Raw genomic sequence first — 14891 nt, forward strand, 5'->3', positions numbered from 1 at the left:
TAGAAAGGAGCAAGGATAATGGAAAAAAAGAAGTTCCGATTATTTGACGCTGTACTCATGGCAGTTGTGGTTATCTTGGTAGTAGAATCTGCTGCCCCCGCCGCAGCAATTGGCTCCTCACAATTTTTTTGGTGGGGGCTACTACTAGTTTTATTCTTTTTACCTTATGGATTAATTTCTGCAGAATTAGGTACCACTTATGAAGGTGATGGTGGTATTTACGATTGGGTAAAAAAAGCTTTTGGTCGACGGTGGGGCGGAAGAGTTGCATGGCTTTATTGGATCAATTTTCCTATTTGGATGGCAAGTCTAGCCGTTCTTTTTCAAGAAGTCTTCTCACAAATTTTTCAAATCCAGCTTAATTTGTTCATAGCTATTGGAATCCAGTTGCTCTTCATTTGGGTCGTTACTTTTATTAGTTGCTATCCAGTAAGTGATAGTAAATGGATATTGAATCTTGCTGCTTTTGCGAAAGTCGCCATTATGATTTGTCTAGGTGTTCTGGGAATTTATCATGCAGTAACGAAAGGTGTAGCAAACGATTTTTCAGGAGCAGCCTTACTTCCAAAAATGGATATCAAGAGCTTAAGTTTTCTTTCTGTCATTCTATTTAATTTTTTAGGATTTGAAGTAGTAACCACTATGGCAAGCGACATGGATAATCCGAAAAAGCAGATCCCACAATCAATCATTTACGGCGGAATCCTTATTGCATTCTTTTATCTATTCGCAGCTTTTGGTATGGGAGCAGCGGTTCCGGCCGAAGAATTGTCTGCATCAGGCGGCTTAATCGACAGCTTCATCTTATTAGTCGGTGGCTTGAATCCATTTGTAGTGATTATTGGGTTATTATTTATGTATACTTTAGCTGCCAATTTGATTTCATGGTCTTTAGGAGTGAATTATGTTGCTCTATACGCAGCAAAGAACAAAGATATGCCAGCAATTTTTGCACGTGTAAATTCTAAAAATGAAATGCCTATTGGCGCTTCTTTACTTAACGGAATCATTGCAACCTTGCTTGTTATCGCAGCACCAATGATTCCCAACGAAAATATTTTTTGGGCATTCTTTTCATTAAATGTCGTTGCATTATTGTTATCATATATCATGATGTTCCCATCATTTTTAAAATTACGCAAAATAGATCCCGATACACCAAGACCATTCAAAGTTCCTGGTCCAACATGGTTTCTTCGAATCATGACCTATGTTCCATTTACTTTACTAGTCTTAACTTTAATTTTCTCAGTCGTACCACTTGATAATAGTCCCGAAGAAATTTCCGGGAAAATTCCGGTATTGATAGGTACAATTCTTGTAGCATTGATTGGTGAAATAATGATAAAACACGCAGGAAAAACGTTAGAAAAAGGAGTTCATTCTCATGAAAACAATTGATAGTACCCCAAAACAAGATGGCTTTTGGATGCCTGGCGAATTTGAAAATCATGAGGGCGTTTATATTTTATGGCCCCAACGTTCAGATAATTGGCGCAATGGCGGAAAGCCAGCGCAACAAACATTTGTCGAAGTAGCCAAAGCAATTGCTGCCTTCGAACCCGTAACCGTTGGAGCAAATCCTGATCAATATAATAATGCACGCCATTTGCTACCGGAAGAAATCAGGGTAGTTGAACTTGCTAATGATGATGCTTGGGTGCGCGACTGTGGCCCAACATTCGTCAAAAACAGTAGTGGCGAAGTCCGCGGCGTTGATTGGTCATTCAACGCGTGGGGCGGATTAGAAGATGGGCTTTATTTCCCGTGGGATAAAGATGATCAAGTTGCTCAAAAAATTTGTGAAATTGAACGTAAAGATCGTTATCGATTAGATAGTTTTATCTTAGAAGGTGGTTCAATCCACGTCGATGGAGAGGGTACCTTAATAACAACGGAAGAGTGTCTACTTTCAAACGGGCGTAATCCTCAATTATCTAAGGAACAGATTGAACATGTTTTAAAAGAGCAGTTAGCCGTTGAAAAAATTATTTGGCTGAAACGTGGAATCTATCTAGACGAAACGAATGGTCACGTGGACAATATTGCTAATTTTGTTAAGCCAGGTGAAGTGGTTCTTGCTTGGACAGATGACACAACTGATCCACAGTACGAAATTTCTCAAGAATGCTTGAATATTTTAGCCAATGAAACGGATGCAAAAGGACGGAAGCTAGACGTTCATAAGATGTATGTACCAAAACCGATTACGATTACTAAAGAAGAGAGCTTAGGTGTAGATGCTGTAGCAGGCACCTTGCCAAGAGAGGAGGGTGACCGTTTAGCTGCTAGTTATGTTAATTACTATACAGCTAATGGTGGAATCGTCTTTCCATTGTTTGGTGACCCGATGGATCATGAAGCAAAAAAACTTTTGGAAAAATTATATCCAGATCGTACAATCAGTGGAGTTCCCGCAAGAGAAATTCTTCTAGGTGGTGGTAATATTCACTGCATCACTCAACAAATACCTAGTAGCCACTGACTAAAAAACAGATAAATCAATTAAAATTTTTTCAATCAATGATTTGAGGATTCGCAAACATTTATGTTTCGAATCCTCGTTTTTTGCTATACTAACAGGAGAAGAGGAGTTGTCCAAATGAAAATAGAACACAGTACCCCTAAACAAGATGGCTTTCATTTGCCGGCAGAAACAGTTCCTCATGAGGAATGCTTCATGATCTGGCCAGAAAGAACTGATAATTGGCGGAATGGTGCAAAGCCGGCTCAGCTTACTTATGCAGAAGTTGCACAAACTATTGCAAAATTCGAACCAGTAACAATGCTTGTGTCAAAGAGACAATACAAAAATGCTCGCCACTTACTTAATGAAAATATCCGTGTCTTAGAAATGAGTTCCGATGACGCATGGATCAAAGATACAGGGCCAGTCTATGTCATGGATACATTAAAAAATCTTCGTGGTGTAGACTTTCGATTCAATGCGTGGGGCGGGTTGTTAGATGGTTTGTTTTTTCCATGGGATCAAGATGATTTATTGGCAGAAAAAATTTGTAATTGGCAACGATTAGATTATTATTCCCTCGCAAATTTCATACTAGAAGGCTGCTCCATTCACAGTGATGGAGAAGGAACAATTTTTACTACGGAAGAATGTCTACTATCTGAAGGAAGAAATCCTCAATTTACGAAAACACAAATCGAGGAAATTCTTTTGGAATATTGTGGGGCTGAAAAGATCATCTGGCTCCCACATGGCTTCTTTTTAGATGAAACAAATGGGGATATCGATAATTTATTGAATATCGTTCGACCCGGCGAGATTATCCTTAATTGGTGTGACGATCCCGAAGACCCAATGTATGAGATTGTGAGAGAAGCTTTTATGTACTTATCGAAAGCAACAGATGCCAAAGGACGGACATTAAAAATCCATAAAATGCCTTTACCGCAAGCACTGTACATTACTGAAGAGGAAAGTCTAGGAGTTGATCCAGTAAATGGTATGCTACCACGCTTTCCCGGAGATCGTTTAACAGCTAGCTACGTTAGTTATTACACGGCAAATCAAGGCATAATCTATCCTATATTTGACGACTCTAATGATCAAAAGGCCTATAGAATACTGAAAGACTTGTATCCTGGATATGAAGTTATCGGAGTTCCTGCACGAGAGATCCTTTTAGGTGGCGGAAATATCCATTGCATTGCTCAGGCACTACCACAACATAGAAAGTAGGATGATTATGGATTTCTATGAAATTGTTAATTCTCATCTAGCAGAACTTACGAAAAATGAACGAGTTTTGTTTGATTATGTTATCTCAAACTTAAATGTAATCAAAAATAAAAGTATTAGAGAAGTTTCTGAGGAATGCTTTGTTTCAACCACAACTTTTTTGCGTTTTGTTAGGAAAATAGGGTTTAGCGGTTATAGTGAATTTTCAACAGTTATCAAATATACCTTATTAACAAAAAACGACGTTCCTCAACAAAGTCCATTTGTGGTTTCTCAAAAAGATTATCGGGAAGAATACTTGAAAAATTTAATTGAGTCCGTTCGTGTAATGGATAGCGACAAGATTAAGAAAATTGTTTTGGCTATGCAGGAAAAACCAAAAATTTTTTTATTTGCCAAAGGAATGAGTAAAGAAATTATGGGTTATATCAAATATCTCTATACTACAGCGGGATTTTTTGTCATCTTTCCAGAGGATCAGCAAACAAGAACAATTGCTTTACAGCAAGCTGAATCAAAGGACCTGGTATTTGTTTTTAGTTATCGTGGTGAGGACAACGAGCTAATCACCCTGATTCGAAAATTAAAAGAACAGTCACATCCTTATATTGTATCGATCACCGGCGCCGACAATAACCTGATGCAAAACACAAGTGATATCAATCTCTACTTATTTACGGACGAACTGTACCTGAATCAACTAAATCTTACTTCTCATATCTCAATGATCGCCTTGATGGAACTGTTGCTTTATCAATATATCGAAGGCTGTGACCCACAGGACTATCATCTGGTGTTTCGTTGAATCAACTACCTTTAGAGCTTAGAACAACGTGTTCTTTGTGTCTATAGGTAGTTTCTTTTTTGGCAAAAAGTTTCAGTTTTTTTTGATAAACAGGATTTTTCTTGGTACAAACTACCAATTTTTAGTCGTTCGCTTACCAAAGAATCATTTTCATGGTTGAATGAAGTCACAACAATTCAAGGAAATGAAATTTTAAACAAAAGGGTGAACAATATGAAGTTAGCGATAATTGGTTCAGGAAAAATTGTACAAGACTTTTTAACAATTACAAAAGACTTACCTCAAATCGAATTAGAAGCAATCGTCGGCACAACAAGAAGTAAAGAGACATTAGAAGAACTTAAAAAAATATATGGAATCAAGAACTATTTTACCGATTACGAACAATGTTTACGAGAAGATACGATTGATGCCGTTTATATTGCGGTCCCTAATCATTTACATTTTTCTTTTACAAAAAAAGCATTATTAGCTGGCAAACACGTCATTTGCGAAAAACCATTTACTACTGATTACCAACAATTTCTAGAACTAAAACAGTTGGCAGAAAGCAAACAAAAAATCTTGCTTGAAGCAATTACAAACCAATATTTGGAAAATTACTCGGAAATCAAGAAACAATTGTCTTCATTGGGAGCTATCAAGCTAATTGAATGCAATTATTCCCAATATTCTTCACGATATGATGCTTTTAAAAACGGAGAGATTGCCCCAGTTTTTGATGCTCAAAAAGGTGGGGGAGCATTGATGGATCTTAATATTTACAATATCCACTTTGTAGTAGGACTATTAGGAAGGCCACTAGGAGTCCATTACTTCCCACATATGGAAAATCAGGTTGATACTTCTGGTATTTTAGTGTTGCAATATAAGGAATATCAAGCAGTTTGTATTGCAGCTAAGAATTCTGATGCACCTGTTCGCTCAGTTGTTCAAGGTGAAACCAGGTCAATCGTAGTTGACAGCCCTACAAATGTTTTAACTTCTTTTGGTATCTATCAAAAGAACCAACTTTTAGAAACTATTTCTGTGAATAGTCACCCCCACAGAATGTATCAAGAATTTGTTACGTTTGATCAGATAATTCAACATAAAGATTTTGTTGCCATGCAAAAAAGATTAACGCATAGTGAATCTGTCATGTGGATCATTGATCAAGCAAAAACAGCAGCGCAATTCTAAAATTTAACCATCTAAATAAATTTTTTTCACTGCAAATAAAAACTATCTATCTCTAAAACAGTTTCTACATTCTCTACATGTTTTAAAGACAGATAGTTTTTTTATTTGAAAAGTTACTTGATATCAACTTTCTGGTGCTAAATTATTCAAATACATATCCCATAACCAATTAAACAACTCACTTAAATAATTCGATTCCTCTGTTAATTCGATAATAAAGCAAGGTTTTGTTGTACTAGGTAATATTTCTGAAAAGCTAGTGATAAACAAATCGATTTCTGAATGGTCAGCAACGGATAATTCATAGTCAACAAACTGCAATTGTGATAAAAACAAAACAATATTCTGTAAGATTTTTTGATTGATCATAGGAATGATTGCCACCTTCACTCGTCTATCTCTGATTTTTTTCTGGAAGTAAGGATAGAGAATAAAACTTAAACCTTCAAGTAATGTTTTAGGACGATCTTTAACAATAGAAAAGGACGTTTTTTGAAAATATTGATCAAAATAGTGACCTAGAATTTCTATTAGCTGCTGATATTCCGGTGTTTCTGAATGACTAGAAACACCATCAAATCCATAAAATTTTGGTAATTTTCCATCATTAGCATAATGAGAAAAAAGCGTAGAGAATAGATTTGCACGGATAAGTAGGCGCTCTTCTTCAGACAGATTTTCAGGTAAGATTTTCTTTGAATAAAATGAATTGAACGCTAACAAAAACCTATAAAATTGCTGATCCCTCTTTTCTAAATTTTGATAAAAGTCCACTAAAATAGGTAAGCGAGAATCAACTGATGATGCGTAGTAAAAGGAAAAAACAAATACATATTTCAAAAAATTAATGTGATAAATGATCTGATAAGGATCTTTGATAAATTGAGAAAAATATTGTTGTAAAACAGGATTTGAATCAAAATAAATTAATTCATTGCCTTCAAATCTATCCAATTCATATCCTTGTAAACTCCGAATTTTCATGATCATCAACATTAATCGGATTGCCTTTGGATGAACATGAGAAAAGTCAAAAAAGTCAAAGTCTTTTAAAAGTTCTTTTTCGTTGTGATAAGGCAAATCAAGTGCTTCATCCGTGAGAACATCATCTCCAGTGGAACCTAACCAAATCACATAAAAAAAAAGCAATTGAATATTGCTTTCTTCTCCAAAAACTTTCATTTTAGAAAAGTTAAGCTTCACATTCAAATCATCTAAGCATACTTTAGTCGTTTGTAATGCTCTGATTGCAGTCGAGCGGCTAACGTAGTTTTCTTCTAAAAAATCTTCAATCGTTTGTTCAGGTCTTGTCAAAACAGAAAGTAAAAATTGATAGGGTAGAGAACGCTTAATCAAGAATTGCAGATATATATTGTAGTTATAGCCTTCAGTATGCCAATCAACTCGTCCACTCTCATCCCAAACGCTCCTATCAAATAAAGTGATCATGTCACGGTCAAATGACTGGATCAATGATTGAGTGGCTGGAAAAGATAGTTTAAATTCTTTGGCTAAATGAGAAATGGAACAAGAAGCATTCTGTGAATTAAGGATCTGAAAAACTGCTAACTTTCGCCTGTCATAATCATTAAGAACCACAAATTCAAACATAATGAATCTCTCCTTCTTTTTTTGACCATATTTCTTGCATAATCCATCAATTTTCTGACAAAAAAATTAGACTATAACGTTGTTTATAACAATAAACATTTTAAATACTAATTATATTCTAATACAAACGGAGAATTTACAGAAATATTACGTACTTTTTAGTTTATAAAATTTTACCTTATTTAAAAATAATTGATACAAAAAGTTAGATAACATCAGGTCTTATATTCATTCCATCAAAGTTTGTGAATATTTTAAAATTCAAAAAATGAAATGTATTAATTTTTTGAAAAAATAACGTAATAAAAATAAATATCCCTGTAATATAGCCTATTGTTAACTTTTGCTATAACATAATTCCGTTGCTAAACTTCAAATTGTAGAGGGAAAATTTTTCATGTTTGTGAATTTGGAGGGAGGGGAGAGGGAATGAATCGTAAAGTAAAACTAATTAGCTTCTTATGGATTGGTGTTTTGTTGCTAAGTATTTTTAGTCAATTGTTAGGGATTTCTAGTTTAATTCATGCAGAAGAGGCCAACGAATTTCGGGAAATTGCAACCAGTCAACAGTTGAAACTTGAAGGGAAAGATTCAATTGCTACAAAAGATAACTCAGAAGGTACCAAGAACTGGACACTGAGATATCATAAACAAGTAAGTGGAGAAACGCAAACAACTTTACAACTAAAAGTTACCGCTGAAAATCAGCCAATTAAACAGTTAACGAGAACAGACTTTATAGAAATTGAAAACGGCTGGATTGAAGAAATTCAAGATACTGAAACAAATACTATTGAATTTCAAACAGCTATTGAACAATCAGCTATCCAAATCCAATTAAAATTATTAGATGAACAAGGGCAAGTTTTAGAAGAAACCGCTCAAGCAATTGAGTTCCAATCAAGCATTGATCCCTCTATAAAAGATCAAAAAGCAAATGAATCTACTGATAGACAAGAAGAAGTCATAAAAGGGAACGCTGATTCAGAAAACTCAGAAGTGCAAGATAACACATTAAACACTGATAGCTCAGAACAAACCAAAGAATCTGAAAAAGGAAAACCTGAGGAAGAGAAACAAACAACAGATAGTGAGACTACTGACTCTTCCACTGAAAAAGCACTCCCATTGATTACTGCGGTACCGTTTGCTATGACGCCTTTAGCAGGAAGCCCAGTCAATGTCGACCCATTTAACTACGTGAGCGATGCGTTAGGAACATATCCAGAACACTCGACAAACAATTACACAACAAATGACTCTTCCACATTTATCAAAAACTATGATTTTGGCACAGAAAAAACCGAGGGGACTTCATCAATCAAGAATATCATCGATAATAATCCTCTGAATTTTACTAACGGTTATCATGATTATGGTGATGGAGCAATCAAAAAAATTGTTATCCCAACCAATGATCCCAATCAATTTAAAATCCAATTAGATGTTATTGGGGACGCACTGGAAACAAACCAACCGATTGATATCTCTTTAGTATTAGATAAGTCTAGCTCAATGGTTCAAGAAACTGTACCAGAGGGGATGACTCGTTGGGTCGCTCTACAAGATGCAGTCACTACATTTGCGAATGACTTACTTGGACCCGGGAACGATGGAAATATTCGCTTAGGGTTAGCAGCTTTTGGTTCGAGTCGTATGCAAATCAACAATAATCCAGTGGATGTTCCATATGGAGAAATTGGGAAATTTGGTTCTAGTGGCTTCACAACAAATCCAGCATCCATTACAAGTCATACAATCTACACTCAAACACCTGATACTTCTGGGACACCAACTTACCTTGGTCTTGATGCCGGTTATGCAATGCTGACAAATCCAAGTTATGGAACGAGAACCGAGGCAGCAAAAGTCCTAATTGTTTTAACGGATGGTGAACCTACTTTTTCACCAAATCAAAATTATTTAAATCTGACAAATAATCTACTCAGTTTGAATCAAACAAATTTAGGTACTTCTGAACGCTACTATGCGCGAATGAATAATACGAATTACTACAACGGAAACGGAACATCATCTACTGGACAAGTTACGCCAACAGTTGATTATGTTAATCAAAGAGCTACACATCCAGCAAATCAAAATATCGTAAAATACTCAATTGGATTTGCTACAGGTGAAACTGCCGAAAGTGTCTTAACAGCCATTGGAAAAAATGGATATTTCACCGCAAACAATCGTGAACAACTGATTCAAGTTTTAAAAACGTTAAGCACCACTTTTTCAGCTACACTTCAGCAAGCAACAGTTACAGATCCAATGAGTGATTATGTCGATTTGATTGGTGATGTCAGTTCTTTTGCTTTGAAAGTCGACAATGGATTAACTGTTATTCCATCAACAAGTAGTAGTTATCCGTCATTTGCACAACAAGTTCAAGTCGGTATCAATGGAAGTACAATCAACTTATCGAATCTAAATTTAGGTAAGACAGAAACGGGGCGAGAAGGCTATCGAATCGAGTATCTGATTGAAGTAAAAGAAGGTTATCGTGACGGCTTATTTTATCCAGCGAATAAAACAACCTATGTAACAAATAATCGAACAACAACGCCAGATTACCTTCATTTCGCAATTCCATCTGTGAAAGTTCCTATAACTACATTTGATATTCAGGCGAAAAAAATCTGGGAAGACGATGGAAATCAATGGAATTTGCGAGAAGACATCACCTTGCAACTACAAGAAAAAGATCAAGATGGGAACTGGATAGATGTGCCGGATCAAAATTTATCTCTATTAAAGGACGCTACATCAACGGAAGGAACATTCACTGATGTTGTCGCATTACGAAATGGCCAACTTATCGAATATCGAATCGTCGAGAAAGTTGGAGAAGAGAGTCATGTTGATGGTTACAGCGCACCAACATACGCACCAGCGCCAACTACAAAAGAAGCAAATCAAACATTAACGGTTACAAATAGCTTACTGAAAAAGGGAATCAGTTTTATCAAAGTGGGAGAGGATCATGAAACACCACTTGCGGGAGCAAAATTTGGTATTTATCAAAAATCTGCACCAACTGTTCTTCTTGCTGAGGCAACTTCTAACGCTTCTGGTTTAGTTCAATTTCCAGCATATCCGATTGGTGAGTATATCATTCGCGAACTAGCTGCACCTGAAGGTTATCAAGAAGTTGAAGAATTTACGATTTTAGTAAAACAAGAAGCCGATTTAAGTTTAACTGTCACTGGATTCCCTGAAAATAATCAAATCAGTAACCAACTTGTGCCATTCTTACTAGAATTTAAGAAAACAAATGAAACTGGAACACCACTTTTAGGTGCAACTTTCACTCTAGAAGGTGAAAATCTATTAGAACCACTTGAAGCAACTTCAAATTTACAAGGAGTTGTCCAATTTAGCCAAGGATTACAACCAGGAGAATATCTCCTGAAAGAAACAAATTTACCTCTTGGCTATGAAAACAATCAAGGTCCTTGGAAAGTAGTCATTGGTTCAGATAAAGTGATTCAAATTTTTGATAAAGAGGAAACACTTGTCTACTCCGAACCTGCTACTTTTGATGAAACACAAAACCGCTTTATCATTACAGGTCTAACACTGACTAACCGCTTAAAAGACTTTACTTTAGAGCTAGAGAAAAAAGATCAAGATGGTCGATTGCTCAATGGTGCGGAATTCACTCTTACTGGACCAGATGACTATAGCGAAACAATCAAACAAACAAATAGTTCCACATTTGTCTTTACTGGCTTACGGCCAGGAGAATATAGCCTAGAAGAAACCTTTACCCCAAGTGGTTTTATAGGCTTGACTCAACCAGTAGTGATTGTTATTAGTGATACAGGAAAAGTGACTATCGATGGAGAAGAACAGACAGATGTTCTTACTGTATCAGGTAATATCATCCAATTAGAAGTGACAAACCATGCAAAACAGCCACTTCCTGAAACTGGTGGAATGACAATTATTCCATATTTAGCACTTGGTAGCACGTTGATGTTGAGTTTTTACATTTATTTAAGAAGAAGAGGGGGTAGAGCATAATGAAACTACTACTTTCCCGAATAAGCATTGTTCTAGTTTCACTTCTTTCTGTCTTCATGATGGCGCAAATTGATTCAACTGAAGTTCATGCAGAAACTGAGGATTCTTCAACAATCACGTTACACATTCACAAACTATTATTTGATTATGAAATAGAAGTTGACGAACGGCCTAACGATGGCGAAACAAATCCTTTTGAGGAACCAATTGGACTACAGAACTTTGAAGGTTTAAATGATGTTGAATTTACTGTTTATGAAGTAACAGATAGCTACTATGAACAATTAGCAGCCTCAGATTTTGAAAATCAATCAATTGAAGAATTTCGAGCAGCATTTCTTAAACACATGCAAACAGTGGATACTGAAACACTAACCAAATATATTGGTATTACTCAAACACAAGGAAACGAAAAAGGGATCGCGTCCTTTGAACTTCCTGCTAAAAAAGGGGATAGAGATAGTGTTTTCTTCATCCAAGAAACAAATCATCCACCGACCGTCAATTCACTTACTCGCCCAATGCTAGTTGTTTTACCAGTGTTTGATAATGATGGGAATGAACTACGAACCATTAAAATTTTTCCAAAAAGCCAAGCAATCAAAACAGTTCCACCAACCCTAACGAAAAAAATAAACGGTGAGAAAGCTGACTTTGAATTTGGCGAACTGATCGATTATCAATCGACTCTAACCATTCCATCAGATATTGCTAATTATCAGAGCTTTGTTGTAAATGATCAGCCGGATGACTCTTTGATGTTAGTTCAAAAAGCAACTGCGGAAGAAACGGTTTCGATTACACTTAGTCAACCTGAAACGCGTCCATTCTATACATTTACTTCAATTTCAGAGCGCGGATTTACTGTCGCATTTGATCCTAAGGTTTTAGCAGATCATGTTGGTGAAAAAATCACTTTTTCTTATCAAATGTTGATCCAAGAAAATAATTTAAACCAATCCGATTTCTTGAATCGAATCTCACTAATTGTTGATGATGAGAAAAAAATTGAAGTAACGGCAACTGTTGAAACTGGTGGAAAATACTTTGTAAAGATTGATGCAACAGATGAATCAAAAAAATTAGCAGGTGCGGAGTTTGTCGTACTAAATGATAAAGGTGAATACCTGTCACGTGCAGATGGAAAAAATATCTGGATCGATGCAACGAAAGTACCTACTTCTTATGAAAATCTAGTGAAATTAGTCTCTGACACAAATGGTCTATTTTGGATCAATGGATTACGTTACGGCAACTACCAACTATTAGAAGTCAAAGCACCAGAAGGTTACCTTCTAAACAAAGAAAAAGTACCGTTTGTCGTTGCAAAAGGAACGTTTACACAACAAGAAAATCAAACATTAAAAGTTGTGAATCAACAAAAAGAAGTCATCAAAAGTGTTCCGATAACGCCAATTATTCCAACAACTTCGACAAAAGTGGTCAAACCTTCAAAGGATTTTCCAACTACTGCTGACACATTCAACAACTATCTCTTCATAGCTGGAATCATCTTAATGACAGGCGCAGGTTATTTGTTGGTCAAGCAACATAATCAGGGAGTGAAAAAAAAGAATGGGAGTGAAGAAAATGAATAAGCAAAAGAAGAAAGTATTTACCTGGGTTCTTTCACTTTTACTAATGTTACCGTTATTTTTAGGGTTGGGAAGTGCTGTTCGTGCCGTTGAAGGAGGCGACACCGAAACAGAGCAGACTGTTACATTACACAAACTTGCTTTTGATACGTTACCCGAATCAATTCAAAATACTGGCGATGAGATGACTTGGCCAAATGCGACACCATTGAGTGGTGCAGGTTTTACCGCTTATGATGTAACGAGTATTTATTGGGCTGCTTATGATGGCGCAAGTGGCACACATGAAGAACGGGTCAGTGAAGCTACCGATGCTGCAATTGCAGCAGATACTACCGGGTTAGCCTCTCATGAATTCGCATTAACAGATGCAAGTGGTATTTCTTCACTCGCATTACCAACACAATCAGGTGGACGAAATGCTGTTTATCTTTTTAAAGAAACAACAACTCCAGCTGGTGCAATTGCTGAAAAATCAGTCCCATTCGTAGTCGGATTACCAGTAACAGATGAAGACGGAAATAATCGTCCGGTTGTTCATCTTTATCCAAAAAATGAATACAAGACATCTGACCTAACATTCAAAAAATATGGTGTAGGACTAGATGCTGAAGGAAATCAAGCGAATCCGATCGCATTAAAAGACGCTGGGTTCATCCTAAAAGATCAAGCATCAGGGATGTACTACCAAGCAAGTACAGGTAAATTTGACGGAACAGTTGATGCAGCAACAATTCTTTTCTCAGATGCATCTGGTCAAGTTACTGTGGAAGATTTGATTTTAGCCGATGGCGGTGTTTATGAGTTCTATGAAGTAGACACACCCGTTGCGACAAGCCAACTTCAAACAGGAACAGAAATTTATCACTATTTAAATAATCCGGTTGTTACCGCATTTGCAACTCGTAATGCCAATGATGGTTCAATGACGATCAAATACTCACATTACAACGAACTTCAAGTGTTATTAACTGATAAAGAAAACGCGTCTGCATACAACTACAAAGTTCCTGAACCTAAAAAAGAAGCAGATGATGCAGATGTAGATGTTGATCAAATCGTCACTTTTACAATCACACAACAAATTCCTAAAGATGTCGCACAATTTACAAAATTCGATTTAGTCGATACGTATCACTCATCACTGGAACTTGTTTCTACAGCAGCTGAAATCCTTTCAAGTATCAAAATTGATGGCGCAGCTGCAGGGGATGTGACCGCAACTATTGCTGACATTTCAGCTAACCCGTTTATTGTTAGCTTCACACCAGCTGAGTTGGCAAGTCATGCAGGGAAAATGTTAACTTTTGAAGTTCAAATGAAAATCAAACCAGGCGCTCCCCTAGCAACAGCGATCGACAACCAAATCAAGTTTGACAATAATTTTATTCCAAAAACAGCCCAAGAAGAAATCAAAACTTTTGGTAAGAAATTTGTCAAAAAAGATGCGGATACGAAGCAAACACTTGCTGGTGCAGAGTTCGTAGTTAAGCGTGGTGATTCATTCTTAAAAATGACAGACGGAAAAGTTAGTTGGGTTGCTGCACAAGGAGACGCAACAACTTTCCAATCAAATGATCAAGGTGTAATTGAAGTTTTCGGTATTGCCCAAACAGATGAACTTGGCGCTGATATCATCTATCAATTGGTGGAAACAAAAGCTCCTGATGGCTATGTTTTACCAAATACACCAACAAATTTTGTCGCAGATAATGGCAAAGTTGAACTCGTGGTAGTCAATAAAACAAAAGGTAAGTTACCAATCACTGGAGGCATGGGAATCACCGTCTTCTTAGCTGCCGGATTAACTGCCGTATTGTCTGCTGGTTATTACTTTAAAAAAAGAAAAGCAGAATAACAGAAGGTAGCTATAAGAAAATGGGTACGAGTAGTAGGTGTGGTATGGCTGTAACAAAAGTCAAAATTGATTTTTGTTACAGCCTTTTTCTAGCAATTTTTTGAA

At 36.4% G+C, this 14891-nt stretch carries 9 protein-coding genes; 8 read left to right on the forward strand and 1 reads right to left on the reverse strand.

Features of this window, described 5'->3' with window-relative positions; all coding sequences use genetic code 11:
- Positions 1-15 precede the first annotated feature (15 nt).
- The 5 genes from JZO71_RS02210 to JZO71_RS02230 all read left to right on the forward strand — a co-directional run bounded on the left by JZO71_RS02210 (position 16) and on the right by JZO71_RS02230 (position 5690).
- Positions 16-1401, forward strand: a complete 1386-nt coding sequence (locus JZO71_RS02210; protein WP_206898066.1) for an amino acid permease — start codon at positions 16-18, stop codon at positions 1399-1401.
- Positions 1388-2485 (forward strand): agmatine deiminase, encoded by a 1098-nt coding sequence (aguA, locus tag JZO71_RS02215; protein WP_206897967.1) that lies wholly within the window; start codon positions 1388-1390, stop codon positions 2483-2485. The genes JZO71_RS02210 and aguA (JZO71_RS02215) overlap by 14 nt, the downstream gene beginning before the upstream one ends.
- A gap of 117 nt (positions 2486-2602) precedes the next feature.
- A complete protein-coding gene (gene aguA, locus JZO71_RS02220) occupies positions 2603-3703 on the forward strand; it encodes an agmatine deiminase (protein ID WP_206897968.1) in 1101 nt (366 codons plus the stop codon).
- A 7-nt stretch (positions 3704-3710) separates the two neighbouring features.
- Entirely contained in the window at positions 3711-4508 is a 798-nt protein-coding gene (locus tag JZO71_RS02225; RefSeq protein ID WP_206897969.1) for a MurR/RpiR family transcriptional regulator, read from the forward strand.
- Positions 4509-4721: 213 nt separating this feature from the next.
- Entirely contained in the window at positions 4722-5690 is a 969-nt protein-coding gene (locus JZO71_RS02230) for a Gfo/Idh/MocA family protein (RefSeq protein WP_206897970.1), read from the forward strand.
- A gap of 123 nt (positions 5691-5813) precedes the next feature.
- Here the strand turns inward: JZO71_RS02230 and JZO71_RS02235 are convergent, their stop codons facing one another.
- A complete protein-coding gene (locus JZO71_RS02235) occupies positions 5814-7301 on the reverse strand; it encodes a helix-turn-helix domain-containing protein (protein WP_206897971.1) in 1488 nt (495 codons plus the stop codon).
- 429 nt (positions 7302-7730) lie between these two features.
- On the opposite strand from JZO71_RS02235, the gene JZO71_RS02240 reads away from it, so the two are divergent.
- The 3 genes from JZO71_RS02240 to JZO71_RS02250 are packed head-to-tail and all read left to right on the forward strand — an operon-like array spanning position 7731 to position 14786.
- Positions 7731-11333: a SpaA isopeptide-forming pilin-related protein gene (locus JZO71_RS02240; protein ID WP_206897972.1), complete on the forward strand. Its 3603-nt coding sequence runs from the start codon at positions 7731-7733 to the stop codon at positions 11331-11333.
- Positions 11333-12931, forward strand: coding sequence for a SpaH/EbpB family LPXTG-anchored major pilin (locus JZO71_RS02245; RefSeq protein WP_206897973.1), 1599 nt, complete (start codon positions 11333-11335; stop codon positions 12929-12931). The genes JZO71_RS02240 and JZO71_RS02245 overlap by 1 nt, the downstream gene beginning before the upstream one ends.
- Positions 12924-14786, forward strand: coding sequence for a SpaH/EbpB family LPXTG-anchored major pilin (locus tag JZO71_RS02250; protein ID WP_206897974.1), 1863 nt, complete (start codon positions 12924-12926; stop codon positions 14784-14786). The genes JZO71_RS02245 and JZO71_RS02250 overlap by 8 nt, the downstream gene beginning before the upstream one ends.
- Positions 14787-14891 lie beyond the last annotated feature (105 nt).

Source organism: Candidatus Enterococcus courvalinii, assembly GCF_017315945.1.
Taxonomy (GTDB): Bacteria; Bacillota; Bacilli; order Lactobacillales; family Enterococcaceae; genus Enterococcus_B; species Enterococcus_B courvalinii.